This is a genomic window from Arthrobacter russicus (genome assembly GCF_031454135.1).
GTDB classification, from domain to species: Bacteria; Actinomycetota; Actinomycetes; order Actinomycetales; family Micrococcaceae; genus Renibacterium; species Renibacterium russicum.
The window spans coordinates 1,045,356-1,060,176 of the sequence record NZ_JAVDQF010000001.1 but is presented as its reverse complement, the minus strand read 5'-3'; the positions used below and the strand labels follow the sequence as shown (position 1 = coordinate 1,060,176).

The following is a 14,821-nucleotide window of genomic DNA, read 5'->3' as shown; positions in this document are numbered from 1 at the left end:
GTTGCCAGTCGCCGGTTCCGGAACGGCTATGGCGCCTGTTTCTGCAGGGTGATCGAGGGCAGCCGGAGTTCGTTGCCGGAAATCGTCGCAGTTTCGCTCGATCCCCGGCGGTCGTTGAGGGTGATGGTGTTCCCGTCCAGTGTGTATGCACCTCCGTAGGCGTTGACCTGTCCGTTGAGATCTTCTTCCCAGGTGCCGTCAGGGGCCAGCCGGATCACCCAGCCACCGGAGGTGTAGGTCCCGGAAACCTCTGCGTTGCCCAAGGTTTCCGGGCTTTGCTGGCTGCTCGTGGCGGGAGGCGAGCCAGCAGAGCCGTCGCACCCGGTCAGCGCGAGGCCGAGTGCCAGGATGAGCATGATCGGGCGGATGCGCTTCATTCCGGCATCCTACCGGGTCCAGGCAGTCCGGTGGGAGGCTCCGGGGATAGGCTTAGGCGGTGAGAATCGATTTGCACACCCACTCGAACGTCTCGGACGGCACGGAGCTGCCGGCGGATGTGATCCGTTCCGCCAAGCGGGCCGGCTTGGACGTCGTGGCGTTGACCGATCACGATTCCACCGCCGGCTGGTCGCAAGCCGGCACCGCCGCCCGGGAAATCGGCATTGCCCTGGTGCCGGGCATGGAGGTCTCCTGCCGGACCGCTGAGGGCATCACCGTGCACCTGCTGAGCTACCTGCACGACCCGGAGCATCCCGGGCTGCTCGAGGAAATCGGCAAGTCGCGGGACGCCCGGCTGACCCGGGCGGAGAAAATGGTCGACCGGCTCGCCGAGGACTATCCCTTGAACTGGGACGACGTCAGCCAGCACGTGGCCCCCGGAGCGACCGTGGGCCGTCCGCACATCGCCGACGCCCTGGTCGCCGCCGGCGTGGTCGCGGACCGCAACGAGGCATTCGTCTCGATTCTGACCTCGCGGAGCAAGTATTGGGTTTCACATTATGCGCCGGACCCGGTGCTCGCGGTATCGCTGGTCCGCGAAGCCGGCGGGGTCCCGGTGTTCGCCCACCCGGTGGCGGTGGAACGCGGACGGGTGGTCGCCGAATCGGTGTACCGGGAGATGATCGACGCCGGGCTCGCCGGGCTGGAGATCGAGCATCGGGACAACCCGACCGAGGGCAAAGCGTTCCTGTATTCCTTGGCTGAAAAACACGATTTGATCGTGACCGGTTCCTCGGATTACCACGGCGCGGGCAAACCGAACCGGTTGGGCGAGAACCTGACCAGTCCGGAAAGCCTGGCCCGGATCGAAGCTTTGGCGACCGGCAGCGTCGTCGTGCGCTAACTGCTTGAACCGATCTGCACAGATGGCCTGCTCGGATCCGAATAATTGGGCCTCAGCAGCAACTCGAGACACTTCAGTCACACTAACTGTGCAGAAGGGTTCAGGTCCGCTGCACTACCGCCACATCGCCGAGTCGCTTGGCCATGATTTCGATCGCTGCCGGGTTCTGGTCCACGCAGACGAACCTGCGGTCCAAAGCGGCTGCCACCGCGCCGAAAGTGCCCGAACCGGCGAAGAAATCGAGTACCCAGTCGCCGGGACGGGACGAGGCAGCCACCACCCGCCGCAAGAGTCCGGCCGGCTTTTGGGTCGGGTAGCCGGTCTTTTCCTTGCCGGTCGGCGAGACGATGGTGTGCCACCAGACGTCGGTCGGCAACTTGCCCAGCGCCACCTTTTCCGCCGTGACCAACCCCGGCGCCATATAGGGTTCCCGGTCCACAGCGGCATTGTCGAAATGGTACTTGGCCGGATTCTTGACGTAGACCAGAATGTTGTCGTGTTTGGTCGGCCAGCGCTTACGGGCCCGGGCACCGAAATCGTACGCCCAGATGATCTCGTTCAGGAAGCTCTCCCGCCCGAAGATCGCATCCAGCATCACCTTGGCGTAATGCACCTCGCGATAATCGAGGTGCAGATACAGGGTGCCGTCTTCGGCCAGCAGCCGCCACGCCTCGACGAGCCGCGGTTCCAGAAACGCCCAATAGTCTGTGAAGGCATCGTCGTAGCTGTGCAGCGCGCCTTTGACCGTCTCGTAACTCTGCCCGGCGAAACCCAGCCTGGACCCGCTTTCGCTGCGCACCATGGTGGTGGACTGGCGGCTTTGCGCCCGCCCGGTGTTGAACGGCGGGTCCAGGTAAATGAGGGAAAAAGCACCATCGGGCAAGCTTGCCAGGTAGCCTGAATTCTCGGCTTCGACGACCAGGTTCGGGCCGTCGTGTTGCCAGGAATCACCGCTCATTGCGACCTTCAGGAAGCTGACGACGGCGATTCGGCGGAACCGGAGCCCTGCTGTCCATCCCGGCCGACGACTTCGCCGTTGCGGCGGCGGGTCCGGCTGCGCCGGTTCCGGTTGGCCGTTTTCGACTCGGCGGCCTCCGCAGGCCCGGCCGACGTTCCGTCGTCAGAACGCGCAGCGCGGCCGGAATCCGAACCGGAACGGGTGCGCGAACGCTGCCGGTCGCCGTCCCGGCCGCCGGACCTGCCGTCCCGGCTGCGGGAATCCCGGCCGCCGCGGCTGCCGCCACGGTCGTTGCTTCCGCTGTTGCGCTTGCCGGTTTCACCCAGATCTTCGATCTCTTCGGCGCCCAGACCGGCGTGCGTGCGCTGGCTCCGGGGCAGCCGGCCTTTGGTTCCTTCCGGAATGTCCAGATCGGAGAACAAATGCGGCGAGGAGGAATAGGTTTCCACCGGCTCCGGGAAGGGCAGACCCAGGGTCTTGTTGATCAGTCCCCAGCGCGGCATGTCGTCCCAATCGACGAACGTCACCGCGGTGCCCTTGTTCCCGGCGCGGCCGGTCCGGCCCACCCGGTGCAGGTAGATCTTTTCATCTTCCACGCACTGGTAGTTGATCACGTGGGTGACGTCGTCGACGTCGATGCCGCGGGCGGCGACGTCGGTGGCCACCAGCACATCAACCTTGTTGTTCCGGAACGCGCGCAGGGCCTGTTCCCGGGCACCCTGTCCCAAGTCGCCGTGGATCGCCGCGGCAGCGAATCCGCGCTCCACCAATTCTTCGGCCACCTTGGCGGCGGTGCGTTTGGTTTTGGTGAAGATGATCGTCCGGCCGCGGTCCCGGGCCTGCAGGATCCGGGCGACCACTTCGATCTTGTCCATGCTGTGCGCACGGTAGACCAATTGCCGGATGTCCCGTTTGGTCAGGCCTTCGTCATCCGGATCGGCGGCCCGGATATGCGTCGGCTGCGTCATGTAGCGCCGGGCCATGGCGACGATCGGACCGGGCATCGTGGCGGAGAACAGCATGGTCTGGCGTACCGGGGGAGTCGCTGCCATCAAAGTCTCGACGTCGGGCAGGAAGCCCAGGTCGAGCATTTCGTCGGCCTCGTCCAGCACCACCATGCGTACGTTCTTCAAATTCAGGTGCCGCTGCTTGAACAGATCGATCAACCGGCCCGGTGTGCCGACGACCACTTCGACGCCCTTGGTCAGGGATTCGATCTGCGGCTCGAAGGCCCGGCCGCCGTAGATCGTGGTGATTCGGGCGCCGCGTTTGCGCGCCGCGGTCTGCAGGTCGTTGGCCACCTGGACCGCGAGCTCCCGGGTGGGCACCACGATCAGGGCCTGCGGTGCACCGGGCGCCGCCAAGGCTTCGTAGCCTTCATCTTTCGGGGCGACGACGCGCTGCAGCACCGGTACGCCGAAGCCGAGCGTCTTGCCGGTTCCGGTCTTCGCCTGGCCGATGATGTCATGGCCGCCCAAAGCCACCGGCAGGGTCATCGACTGGATCGGGAACGGATGGACGATCCCGGCGTCGGCCAAGGCCTCGACGATATCCGCTCGGACGTTGAAGTCGGCGAAGGTCTCGGTGACCTCCTTGTGCGGCTCTTCAGTGCTGGTCAACGAAGCTTCGACGGTCAATTCGTCGTCGGAGCCTTCGGCATGCAAATGGTGTTGGTTGTCGATAGTCAAGAGCTAGAACTTCCTTTAAGGTGCCAGCCCAGGCTCGACGTCGGCCACTTCGGAAGCGGCGTACGGAGCCGTTGCGGGAGGCACAGCCAGCGGAAGCCGATCGCAGATTCGCGCGCGGTACCGATCTATTCGGTGCCACAGGATTGACCGCCACGATTGCTGGGGCGGCCGGAAAAAGTCATTGCAGGAACGACCGGGCATCCTTTTATACCGCTCCAGTCTATCCGATGGATGCCCAAAGCCAGCTTTTTGGCCCGGGCCACGCCGGTCAGCCGCCGATTCCACCGAATCCGCTGAACCAGGAAGAAACCGTATTGGCCCAGCCGGTCACCGTGGAGACGATGGCGCTGATGCTGCTCAGCACGGAATCAACGGTGCTCGAGACCCAGCTCCAGACGGAGCCGAACCAGTTGAAGATCCCTTGAATGTCCATGGAAAAATTATACATCAAAATATGCAAATATATAAATATAATGCGATTCGACCGGACGGGCTGACCGTCGGTTAGTCTGCCGCCACGGTAAACCGGACGGTCCTGGTGGCGATATCCGCAGTGAGCAGTCGGACGCGGAGCGTGCTTCCCGGCTCCAAATCGCCTTCGCAGGGTGCCGAAACCGCCGGTTCGGTCAATTGCACGGTGGAAAATTGCGTGCTGGGGCGCGGTGCGCCTTTGCCTGGTTCGGCTTTGTTGTCGGTTTTGCGGGCACCGGCCAGCACTACGGCGTCGAATTCTTCACCGATCCGGCTGCTCAGCACTGCCGCTTCGACCGTGTCCAGCGCCGCCCGGTCCACCCGTCCGGCCAACTGATCCGAGGCGGCCATGAGTTTCGGCAGATCCGGCAGCGCCGCGCGGGCCCAATCAGGCACCTCTGCGCCATTGCTGAGCGCGGCGCAGATGGTCAACACGAAGCGGTCCACCAGGCGACGCAGCGGTGCGGTGGTGTGCGCATAGGGCGCAGCCACGGCGGCCTGGCTGGTCTGTTCCGGAACCTCGCCGTCGAAAGGGGTGTATCCGGCGCCGCGGAACAGCGCAGTGGCCGCGTGCAGCAGCGCGAGTTGTCGAGGCTCGGCCGGGTCCAAGGAACGCAGGAATTCGCCATAGGCCAAATCGCGCGGCCACGGTTTGCCCAACGCAGCGGCTTGTCTGCGGAAGCGGTCGACCGCGGCCGGATCCGGGGCCGGCATGGTCCGCAGGATGCCGATCTTCCCTTCCAACATGATCTGCGCCGCAGCCATCCCGGTGGCCAGCGAGATCTGCGCGTTCCAATCCTCGATCGGCAGATTGGGCCGGAAGACCAACTGATAGGCGCCGGCTTCGTGGACGACCTCCTGTTGCGGGGAGTTCAGGCTCGCGCCACCGCGGCGGCGTTCCAGCTCGATCCGTTTCAGCCCGATTTCCTTGAGCAATTCCAGCGTCGGCAGGTATTCGGACTGGGTGCCGGCGTCGAGTTCGTCCTGGGCCTGTGCGTAGCCGAGCTTGGCCACGGAGGCGACCTGCGCTCTGGCCACCGTGGCGCCGACCGTGTTGCCCGCCGAGTCCAGCGCCAGTTGCCAGACGAACGCGCTGCGGGTTTTTCCGGCGAGCAGGCTCGCCGCATCCTCGCTGAGCTGCTTCGGATGCAGCGGGGTGATCCGGTCCGGGGCGTAGATGGTCTGGCCGCGCTTGCGGGTCTCCGCGTCCAGGGCGCCGCCGGGCGGCACGAACCCGGGCACGTCGGCGATCGCGTAGTAGACCCGGTAACCCTGGCCTTCGCGGACCAGATGCATCGCCTGATCCAGATCCATCGAAGCCGGCGGATCGATGGTGATGAACGGCAACCCGGTCAGATCCGAGTCCGGAAGCCGGTGCTCGGCGATCGATCGTTCGAGTTCCGCGCTCACCTCCGGGCTGAAGCCGGCAGGCAGCTCGAATTCGGTCTGCAAAGCCGCCAGGGCTTCGTGCAGGGGCCGGTCATTGTCGGGCACGACGATCTGCGAATGAGGCACAAGCCCAGCCTAATGCCTTGGTCGGACAGTCCGGCCGAGGTGATCTAGTCTTGCAGACATGACGGATCGCTTTGTCCTGGACCTGCTCGGCGTGATGGCTTATGGCGAGCTCTCGGCCTTCGAACGGCTGTCCTCGGACGCCAGGTTTTCACCGAGCCTGCGCGATCGCGCGGTCCTGGGCCGGATGGCGGTCACCGAGTTCGGGAACTTCGAATTGGTCGCCGAGCGGTTGTCCGGCCTGGGCCAGGACGTGGAAGCCGCGATGCTGCCCTTTCAACCCTCCATCGACGCTTTCCACGAACGGACCAGACCGGCGGATTGGTACGAATCGATCATGAAGGCCTATGTGATCGATACGATTTCGGCTGATTTCTACCGTTCAGTCAGTCAATTCCTGGACCCGGCGACAGCGCAATTGGTCCAGCAGATCCAGGATTCCGCGCCGACTTCGGATGGTTTGCAGGAACGCTTGCGGCAAATGCTCGACGACGACCCGCGGCTGGCCTCGCGTCTGGCGCTCTGGGGCCGCCGCTTGGTCGGCGAGGCGTTGAGCCAAGCGCAGCGGGTCAGCATCGAGGGCGCGGCGCTGCCGGGCGCCGATGCGTTCCGAGCCGAGCTGATGGCCGCACTGACCCGGAACCACTCGCTGCGGATGAGCCAATTGGGTTTGACCGCCTGAGCCTGCCGGTCGGGCTGCCAGTCCGCACCGCCGGCCCGCACTCAGGTTGCCGGCAGGTAGGGTTTTGGCATGGGGATTTTCTTGATCATGACCGGTATTGCGCTGCTGTGCTGGGGCATTTTCCTGGTCAGTCTGAAGCGGGAGCCCCGCCGCTTGCGCAACGGGATCTACCTCTCTGCGGCATTGGGCTCGACCTATTTGGCCGTCGTCTTGACCCCGGGGCTATCGACGAGCATCGGGCAACTGCTGACCTTCGGACTGGTGTTCCTGGTCGGTCCGATGGCCGCGCTGTTTCTCGCCGGATTCTTGATCGTCAACGGCTTCACGATGCTGCGCCGGGAAGGCCGAAGCCTGGGGAACCTCTTGTCGCTGCTTGCCGGGTTCGCGATTATCGGCGTGGGCAGCATCGCCTTTGTGGCGGTGTCCGGGCGGGGTGATGCGGCGCTGGTCGCAGGCTGTGTGGCGATCCTGCTGCTTGCCGGGTACTTGGGTTATCTGTTGTTCAGTTTTCTGATCTACGCACTGTTCTATTCGAAGCTGCCCTATCGCGGTGCGCCGGACTTCGTGATCGTGCTCGGCTCGGGCCTGATCGGCTCCCGGGTTCCGCCGTTGTTGGCGAGCCGGCTGGTCAAAGCACGGGAAATCCACGACCAGTCGAAGGCGGCGGGCGTATCCTCCCGGATCATCGTCACCGGTGGGCAAGGCGCCGACGAGGCACGATCCGAAGCGTCCGCAATGGCCGAATATTTGGTGGAGCTCGGCGTTCCGGCTGGCGATGTGCTGCTGGAAGACCAGGCACGCAACACCGAAGAGAACCTGGGCTATTCCAAGGCCATCATGGACGCCGCGTCGGCTGATTATTCCTCGATCGTGGTGACCAACAATTTCCATGTCTTCAGGGCGGCGCTGCTCGCCAGACGACTTGGCATGGAAACTCAGGCTGTCGGTTCAAAAACTGCAGGATACTTTTTGCCCAGTGCAGCTTTGCGGGAGTTCATTGGACTTTTGGCGATGTACAAATGGTTGCATTTGGCCTTTGCCGCCCTGGTGGTCGGCGGAATCCTGGCGTTGTTCATCGTCTCGGTTCAGCAGGGCGATTCGTTCACAACTGCGGCAGCGCGGCTTTGAGCCGTTGTGCCGCCGCTTCCGGGTCGTCGGCGTCGGTGATCGCCCGGACCACGACTACCCGTCGAGCCCCGGCGGCCACCACCTCGCCGATGTTGTCCAGGCCGATGCCGCCGATCGCGAACCAGGGTTTCCGGGTGTCCAATCCTGCGGCGAACCGGACCAGGTCCAGTCCGACAGCGGCGCGCCCGGGTTTGGTCGGCGTCGCCCAAACCGGTCCGACGCAGAAATAGTCGATGCCCGCCTCAAGCGCTGCGGCGGCTGCCTGTTCCGGGGAGTGGCTGGACAGCCCCGCGGAAACGTCGGGCAGCAGCAAACGCATCCCCGGGACCGGAAGGTCCTTCTGGCCGATATGGAAAACCGGAGCCCGGCTCAGCAACGCGATGTCCGCCCGGTCATTGACCGCCCATGATTTCCCGTGCCGTTCGGCGACCGAGCGCAGGGTCTCGAGCAGCTCGAGTTCTTCGGCGGCTTCGAGGTCCTTGTCCCGCAGCTGGATGATGTCCACGCCGCCGCGGAACGCCGCATCGAGGAACTGCCCGAAGTCGCCTTGCCGTTTCCGGGCATCGGTGCACAAGTACAACTGGGCAGTCTGCAAATTTTTCACGGCGCTAAGCCTACTCCCCAGGTCCTCCCAAAGCTCGTGCCTCGCCTCGGGGCCCTCGGACCTGTGGGCCCACCCAGGTCCTCCCAAAGCTCGTGCCTCGCCTCGGGGCCCTCGGACCTGTGGGCCCACCCAGGTCCTCCCAAAGCTCGTGCCTCGCCTCGGGGCCCTCGGACCTGTGGGCCCACCCAGGTCCTCCCGGGTCCATTCAGAGATCCCTGGCCGAGCCACGCTCCGCAGTTTCAGCCCGGGTTGCTGATTGGCCGGGCTGGGGCGGGGTTACCGGTTGCGTCAGCGATCAGGATTAGACTGGAGCCACCGCGGGAGCCCATCGTCTGCAACGGGCTGAGAGGGCGTAGCTGACCACTATGCCGACCGTCACGATACCTGAACCGGATCATGCCGGCGTAGGGAAGGGAAGATTTTTCATGCAGCAGTACGACGTCGCGGTGATCGGCGGCGGCATCGTGGGTTTGGGCATTGCCTGGCAGGTGAAATGCAGCGGCCGGAAGGTGCTGTTGATCGATCCGGAACCGGCGGGCGGAGCGACCTATGCCGCAGCAGGCATGCTCGCCCCGGTGACCGAATTCCACTACCAGGAACAAGCCTTGCAGGAGCTGATGCTGGCGGCCTGGCGGTTATGGCCGGAATTCGTCGGCTCGCTCCCAGGCGACGTCGGTTACCGACGTTCCGGGACCGTCCTGCTGGGCGCGGATCCGGCTGACCGGGCGCTTCTGGCGGATTTGGTCGCCGCGCAATCCTTGGCCGGGCTCCCGGTGCAGAGCTTGGATTCGACCGCGCTCGGCGAACTGGAGCCGATGCTCAGTCCGCAATTGCGGGTGTCCGGGTACTTCGCGCAGGCCGACCACCAGGTGGATCCCCGACGTTTGGCCGCGGTCCTGCTGACCGGTTTGGAAGTGCGCCGGGTCGGTGCAACGGCGGTCCGGTCGGGAATCGTCGATCTCGACGATGGCGGGCAGATCCGGGCCGCCGAGGTGATCGTGGCCAACGGCCTGGCCGCCCGCAGCCTGCCCGGCGTGCCCGTCGATCTGCCGTTGCGCGCGGTGTACGGGGACATCTTGCGGCTGGAGGTCCCGGAGCAACTGCAACCCCTGCTGCGGCATACCCTGCGGGCCATGGTCCGGGGAAACCCGGTCTACCTCATCCCGCGTCCCGACGGCAGCGTGGTGATCGGGGCGACGCAGCGTGAAGACGGTCGCCCGGGTGCCTCCGCCGGCGGGGTTTACCAGCTGTTGCGGGATGCCCAGACGGTGCTGCCCGCAGTCGCCGAACTTACCCTTTCCGAGGTCACCGCCCGGGCCCGGCCCGGCACCCCGGACAATGCCCCGTTGCTGGGCCGGGTGGCCGAAGGGCTGATCATTGCCACCGGGTTTTACCGGCACGGTGTGTTGCTGACCCCGATCGCCGCCGAGATCTGCTGCGAATTGCTCGCCGGGCGTGCCGATCCGCGGTGGGCGCAGTTCGCTCCGGGCAGATTTGCCGCGGCACCATCAGACCGAACCCAGGAGATCCGATGACCATCACACTCAACGGCGAACCGTGCCCGCTCGATGCGGCGAGAACGGTTTCTGCCCTGGTCGCTGCGCAGACTGGACGCGAATTGCTGCCCAGCGGCCAGCCGGCCGACGGCGGACGGCTGGGCGTCGCCGTCGTCCGCAATGCCGAACTGGTGCCGCGCTCGCAATGGGGCGGCACCGGGTTGGAACCGGGCGACGAGGTCGAAATCGTCACCGCAGTACAAGGAGGATGAACCGTGGCCGATGAACTTCTGATCGACGGGGTCGCTTTGCAGTCGCGGCTCATCATGGGCACCGGCGGTGCACCGAGTCTGAGCGGGCTGGGCGAGGCGCTCCTGGCGTCCGGAACCGAGCTGACCACGGTGGCCATGCGCCGGTACAGCCCGGGCCAGGACGGTTCGCTTTTCGATCTGCTGCTGCAGCACTCGATCCGGGTGCTGCCCAATACCGCGGGCTGCTTCACTGCCCGGGAGGCGGTGCTGACCGCGGAGCTGGCCCGGGAAGCGCTGGAGACCAACTGGATCAAACTCGAAGTGATCGCGGACGAAGACACTTTGCTGCCGGATGCGCCGGGACTGCTCGAAGCCACTGGGCAATTGGTGCAGCGCGGCTTCACGGTGTTCGCCTACAGCAACGACGATCCGGTATTGGCCTTGCGTTTGGAACAGCTGGGCGCGTCTGCGGTGATGCCTTTGGGCGCCCCGATCGGCACCGGCTTGGGGATCTTGAATCCGCACAACATCGAACTGATCAATGCCCGGGCTTCAGTCCCGGTGGTCTTGGACGCCGGAATCGGCACCGCCTCGGACGCAGCGCTGGCGATGGAATTGGGCTGCGATGCCGTGCTCCTGGCCACCGCAGTCACCCGGGCGCAGAACCCGGTGCGGATGGCCCAGGCGTTCAAGCACGCGGTGCGGGCCGGGCGGCTCGCCGCGACGGCCGGGCGGATTCCGCGGCGGCAACACGCGCAGGCCTCGTCCGCGATGGCCGGCCGGGCAGACCTTTAGCGGCGTACTGGTAGACGGCGTACTGTCGCTCGTCGGCCAAATGAACGGGCCGGGCCAGCTGGAATCCAGCTGGCCCGGCCCGGTTCTGCTTCGGTCGGCTCCGGTTCAGCCGTGCTTGAGGATCGCGGTGAGCTGAGCGGTGTCCTGCTGCTTCCGGCTGCGGCCGAGCAACCAGGTGACGGCAACCGCCGCGGCCGCGCCGATCAGCAACGAGGCGATCCACGGCACCCAGGTCCAGCCCGGAAGATATCCCAAGGTGGCCGAGATGGTGATGATCCAGGTCAGCATGGCAGCGACGACGGCGGCCGCCGGAGGCAGGATCGCGCCGTACTTGTCGTGGTTCCGGTCCACTGCCCAGGCGATGATGCCCAGACCCGTGGAGATCAGCGCGATGACAACCAAATCGACCATTTAGAGCGCCCCGAATCCGACCCGTCGGGACTCTTCGGCGCCGAGTTCCACATAGCCGATCGAGCCGCCGGGGACAATCACGGTGCGCCCTTTGTCGTCCGCGAGGCGGAGCTCGGTGCTGTTCTTGATCGCCTCCGAGACCAACGCCGCAACGGCGTCAGCATCCTGGTTGGACTCGAGCACGATTTCCCGGCCCACATTCTGAATTCCGATCTTGACTTCCACCGCGGATGCTCCTTCTGGGGTTGTTGCTACAGCTTGGATTCTTGCTCGGATCCCAGCTTAGTTCTCTTCTGGATTGGTTTCCTTGGGGAATCGGCTGATTCCGCGCCAAGCTAAACGATAAATCAGCTCGACCGCGACCTCCAGCTCGATTTCGCTGTCGTTTTCCAACCAGTAACGGGCGCTGACATGCGACATGCCGGCCAGCGCGCGGCCCAGCAGGGTGGCTTCCGGCGCGGGAAGCGAGGTGTCGTGCGTGATGATGCCGGCGATCGCATCCGCATACGTCGCACTGAAAATCTCGATTTTCGCGGCGACCTCCGGATCGTTGATCAAGTCGTTCTCGAAGATCAGCCGATGCGCCTGGTCGTCTTTGGAAATGAACTCGAAGTAGGCCTTGATCGTGGCTTGCACCCGGTACTTGTTGTCGTTGGTCGAGGCCAGGGCGGTGAGCATGCGGGCAGTCAGTTCGGCGATCTGCTGATCCAGCAGGGCCAAGTAGAGGTCCCGCTTGGACGGGAAGTGCTGGTAGAGCACGGGCTTGGACACTTGCGCGGTTTCCGCGATCTCATCCATGGCGGCCCCGTGGTATCCGTTTGCCACGAAAACCTCCTGGGCAGCCGAAAGCAATTGGGCACGGCGTTCGTCCCGAGGCAGCCGGGCAGGCCGCGTGCGGGTTTCCTCAGTCATGGCTTCTCCTTAACATGCTTGGTACAGCTTACTGGGGGGTAACTTGGCTGCAGCGTAGATTTGGAACATGTTTTCTGCAGCCGAATTGGTAAGCCCTGCGCCGGAACTCACGGCCGAAGAAATGGAGCGGTATTCCCGGCATCTGCTGCTCACCGAAGTCGGTGTGCTGGGCCAGCGCCGGCTCAAGAACGCCAAAGTCCTGGTGATCGGCGCGGGTGGTCTGGGCTCGCCGGTGATTTCTTATTTGGCCGCGGCCGGCGTGGGCCGGATCGCGATTGTCGACGACGACGCGGTGGACGTCTCCAACTTGCAACGGCAGGTGCTGCACAGTACCGGGTCGGTCGGCGCGCCGAAGGTATCCTCTGCCGCCGCTGCGGTGGCCGCATTGAATCCGCTGGTCGACGTGGAGCCCCTGGAACTGCGATTGGATGCTTCGAACGCCCTGGAACTGTTTGGCCGGTTCGATCTGGTGTTGGACGGCTCGGACAATTTCGCCACCCGGTACCTGGTCTCCGACGCCTGCGAAATCCTGGCGAAACCTCTGGTCTGGGGATCGATCCTGCGGTTCGACGGTCAGGTTTCGGTGTTCTGGGCCGGGCATGGGCCGACCTATCGGGACATCTTTCCCGAACCGCCCGCTGCGGAGACTGTGCCGGCTTGCTCCGAGGCCGGGGTCTTCGGGATGCTCTGCGGTGTGATCGGTTCGGTGATGGCGGCCGAGGCGGTCAAACTGATCACCGGAGTCGGCAAACCGCTGCTCGGCCGGCTGCAGATCCATGATGCCTTGGCCGGCTCGTGGCGGACCATTGCGGTCGCAGCGGATCCGGAACGCGAACCGGTCACCGGATTGATCGACTATGCGGAATTCTGCGGCGTTGCCGCACCGGCCCCGGTGGCGGTGGAACTGGCTTCTTTGCCGGCCGGCAGCTTTGCGCTGATCGATGTCCGATCACCGTCGGAAACCGTTTTGGGCACGGTGCCGGGTGCGATTCTGCTGCCCAAAGCCGAGCTCGATGCCGGCAATTTCGGCGCGCTTCCGGCCGGGACCGACCTGGTCTTGTTCTGCCGGACCGGGCTGCGTTCCGCTGCCGCGGCTCTGGCCCTGCGGGCGGCCGGGTTCGATCGCTCGTTCAGCGTGGCCGGGGGATTGGAACCTTGATCCTGGCGGTTGTCCCGGCAGTCGAAGGCACAAGTGGCGGACTCGGTACCGATGAGATGCTCCGAGGCGCCGAAGAACCTATCGAGTCCGTCAGGTCTGCCCGGCGCTCCGGTACCCCGGGCTAGGCGCTCTGGTCGTGGTCCACCGGGCAGGTCGGCTGGGTAGCGGACTCGGCGGATTCCACCGCCGCCGGTATCTGCGGTTCCATGGCTTCGATCTCGATGCCGTACAGCGCCTGCAGTGCCGCGATGTATTCGCCTTGCTGGCCTGCTGCGGCCAGTTCTTTGGCGCGGACCGTGGGCCCGTGCAACAGCTGCTTGACCATCCGCCGCAAAGCGAATTCCACTTCTTCGGCGGCCGCGGTGCAGCCGTGCTGTGCCCGGACCCGTTCCATTTCCGCGTCGAGCACCGCCATGGTGTGTTTGCGCAAGGCCACAATCGCCGTGTCCACACTGCGTGCCGCGATTGAAAGCTCGAAGTCGGCTGCAGCTTGGGACACGATCACCTGGGCTTGCCGCAGGGCGGATTCCTGTTCCGACGGCGCGGCTAGCCGGACGGTTTCCAGGGTGAGCAGCTCCACCCCGGGAAGTTCGGCGACAGCCGGATCGAAATCCCGGCTCAGCGCCAGGTCGATCACGGACAGCGGGCTGCCGGAGACCCCGGAACGTTCCCGGATGGTGCCCAATTCGGCGGCCGCGATCCGGTGGTCGGAGCCGCTGCAGCCGATCACCAGATCGGCGTCGCCGAGGGCCTCGGCCAGGGATTCCGCGGCGTGCGCGCCACGGGCTGCGGCGAATTCCGCGGCCCGGCCGGAGGCGGAGAACACGGTGACATCGGTGACGCCGCGCTCGTGCAGCAGTGCCACGGTCACTCCGGCGTAGGCTCCGGTGCCGTAGACCACGGCTTTGCGGGCAGCCCAATCGAGGGCTGACGAATCTGCGGCCAGATCAAGCGCTACCGAGACGATGGACCGTCCCTGGCTGCCCAAGGCGGTTTGCGAACCGACGTCCTTGGCGGCCCGGGAAGCAGTCTGGAACAACCGGACCAATGGGCCGGGCACCGCGAAATTGGTTTGCGCATCGCTGAGCGCCCGGCGGACTTGGCCGGCGATTTCCCGCTCGCCGACGACGGCGGAGTCCAGGCCGGAGGCGACGGAGAACAAGTGTTCGGCCACGGCGGAGCCGGTGAGCAGCTTGAAAGCCGAATCGACCAGGGGAGCGGGCAAACCGGAAACGGTAGCCAGTTCTGCCACGAACCGGTCTTTGGCGAGCTGCGGGTCTTCCGCCGCCGAGTAGATTTCAAAGCGGTTGCAGGTGGCCAGAACCACCGCGGAATTGGAGACGGCTGAAGAGCCGACGCTCAGACGGGCGACGGTTTCCAAATCGATGTCGGCGTGTGTCGCGACCAGAGAAAAGAGAACCACAGCGATCTCATCCTACGATTTCGGCCGCTTGTAGAATAGGAAGGCTTGC

The 14,821-nt window shown here is 65.1% G+C and carries 17 protein-coding genes; 7 read left to right on the top strand and 10 right to left on the bottom strand.

What is annotated here, in order from left to right; all coding sequences use genetic code 11:
- Positions 1-26: 26 nt before the first annotated feature.
- Positions 27-377 (bottom strand): hypothetical protein, encoded by a 351-nt coding sequence (locus JOE69_RS04905; RefSeq protein WP_296365254.1) that lies wholly within the window; start codon positions 375-377, stop codon positions 27-29.
- Positions 378-436: 59 nt separating this feature from the next.
- On the opposite strand from JOE69_RS04905, the gene JOE69_RS04900 reads away from it, so the two are divergent.
- A complete protein-coding gene (locus JOE69_RS04900; RefSeq protein ID WP_309796571.1) occupies positions 437-1,282 on the top strand; it encodes a PHP domain-containing protein in 846 nt (281 codons plus the stop codon).
- A gap of 100 nt (positions 1,283-1,382) precedes the next feature.
- On the opposite strand, the gene JOE69_RS04895 is transcribed toward JOE69_RS04900, so the two are convergent.
- The 4 genes from JOE69_RS04895 to JOE69_RS04880 all read right to left on the bottom strand — a co-directional run bounded on the left by JOE69_RS04895 (position 1,383) and on the right by JOE69_RS04880 (position 5,914).
- Positions 1,383-2,240, bottom strand: coding sequence for a DNA-methyltransferase (locus tag JOE69_RS04895; RefSeq protein WP_296365251.1), 858 nt, complete (start codon positions 2,238-2,240; stop codon positions 1,383-1,385).
- Positions 2,241-2,248: 8 nt separating this feature from the next.
- Positions 2,249-3,928, bottom strand: coding sequence for a DEAD/DEAH box helicase (locus JOE69_RS04890; RefSeq protein WP_374709672.1), 1,680 nt, complete (start codon positions 3,926-3,928; stop codon positions 2,249-2,251).
- A 268-nt stretch (positions 3,929-4,196) separates the two neighbouring features.
- A complete protein-coding gene (locus JOE69_RS04885) occupies positions 4,197-4,361 on the bottom strand; it encodes a hypothetical protein (RefSeq protein WP_296365249.1) in 165 nt (54 codons plus the stop codon).
- A gap of 71 nt (positions 4,362-4,432) precedes the next feature.
- A complete protein-coding gene (locus JOE69_RS04880; RefSeq protein ID WP_309796568.1) occupies positions 4,433-5,914 on the bottom strand; it encodes an RNB domain-containing ribonuclease in 1,482 nt (493 codons plus the stop codon).
- A gap of 58 nt (positions 5,915-5,972) precedes the next feature.
- Here JOE69_RS04880 and JOE69_RS04875 point away from each other — a divergent pair, with 58 nt between their 5' ends.
- The gene (locus tag JOE69_RS04875) at positions 5,973-6,593 is read left to right on the top strand and encodes a ferritin-like fold-containing protein (protein ID WP_296365246.1); all 621 of its coding nucleotides are present in this window, start codon (positions 5,973-5,975) and stop codon (positions 6,591-6,593) included.
- Positions 6,594-6,662: 69 nt separating this feature from the next.
- Complete coding sequence (locus JOE69_RS04870) at positions 6,663-7,721, top strand: YdcF family protein (RefSeq protein ID WP_309796564.1); 1,059 nt, start codon at positions 6,663-6,665, stop codon at positions 7,719-7,721.
- On the opposite strand, the gene thiE is transcribed toward JOE69_RS04870, so the two are convergent.
- A complete protein-coding gene (gene thiE / locus JOE69_RS04865) occupies positions 7,696-8,325 on the bottom strand; it encodes a thiamine phosphate synthase (protein ID WP_309796562.1) in 630 nt (209 codons plus the stop codon). The two genes, JOE69_RS04870 and thiE, sit on opposite strands and share 26 nt — an antisense overlap.
- Positions 8,326-8,750: 425 nt before the next feature.
- On the opposite strand from thiE, the gene thiO reads away from it, so the two are divergent.
- Genes thiO through JOE69_RS04850 form a run of 3 tightly spaced genes read left to right on the top strand, consistent with a single transcriptional unit; the run spans position 8,751 to position 10,867 of the window.
- Positions 8,751-9,860 carry a glycine oxidase ThiO gene (gene thiO / locus JOE69_RS04860; protein WP_309796561.1) on the top strand — a complete coding sequence of 370 codons (1,110 nt, stop codon included), beginning with the start codon at positions 8,751-8,753 and terminating at the stop codon, positions 9,858-9,860.
- On the top strand, positions 9,857-10,093 hold the full coding sequence (thiS, locus tag JOE69_RS04855; protein WP_309796559.1) for a sulfur carrier protein ThiS: 237 nt from the start codon (positions 9,857-9,859) through the stop codon (positions 10,091-10,093). Before thiO ends, thiS begins: the two co-directional genes overlap by 4 nt.
- 3 nt (positions 10,094-10,096) lie before the next feature.
- Complete coding sequence (locus tag JOE69_RS04850) at positions 10,097-10,867, top strand: thiazole synthase (protein ID WP_296365234.1); 771 nt, start codon at positions 10,097-10,099, stop codon at positions 10,865-10,867.
- Between the two features lie 105 nt (positions 10,868-10,972).
- Here the strand turns inward: JOE69_RS04850 and JOE69_RS04845 are convergent, their stop codons facing one another.
- Genes JOE69_RS04845 through JOE69_RS04835 form a run of 3 tightly spaced genes read right to left on the bottom strand, consistent with a single transcriptional unit; the run spans position 10,973 to position 12,190 of the window.
- Positions 10,973-11,278 (bottom strand): hypothetical protein, encoded by a 306-nt coding sequence (locus JOE69_RS04845; protein ID WP_309796557.1) that lies wholly within the window; start codon positions 11,276-11,278, stop codon positions 10,973-10,975.
- Entirely contained in the window at positions 11,279-11,503 is a 225-nt protein-coding gene (locus JOE69_RS04840) for a DUF3107 domain-containing protein (protein WP_296365232.1), read from the bottom strand.
- A 57-nt stretch (positions 11,504-11,560) separates the two neighbouring features.
- A complete protein-coding gene (locus JOE69_RS04835) occupies positions 11,561-12,190 on the bottom strand; it encodes a TetR/AcrR family transcriptional regulator (protein WP_309796554.1) in 630 nt (209 codons plus the stop codon).
- A gap of 67 nt (positions 12,191-12,257) precedes the next feature.
- Between JOE69_RS04835 and moeB the strand changes: the two genes are divergently transcribed.
- Positions 12,258-13,349, top strand: coding sequence for a molybdopterin-synthase adenylyltransferase MoeB (gene moeB / locus JOE69_RS04830; protein ID WP_309796553.1), 1,092 nt, complete (start codon positions 12,258-12,260; stop codon positions 13,347-13,349).
- A 121-nt stretch (positions 13,350-13,470) separates the two neighbouring features.
- On the opposite strand, the gene JOE69_RS04825 is transcribed toward moeB, so the two are convergent.
- Complete coding sequence (locus tag JOE69_RS04825) at positions 13,471-14,772, bottom strand: glutamyl-tRNA reductase (RefSeq protein WP_309796551.1); 1,302 nt, start codon at positions 14,770-14,772, stop codon at positions 13,471-13,473.
- Positions 14,773-14,821 lie beyond the last annotated feature (49 nt).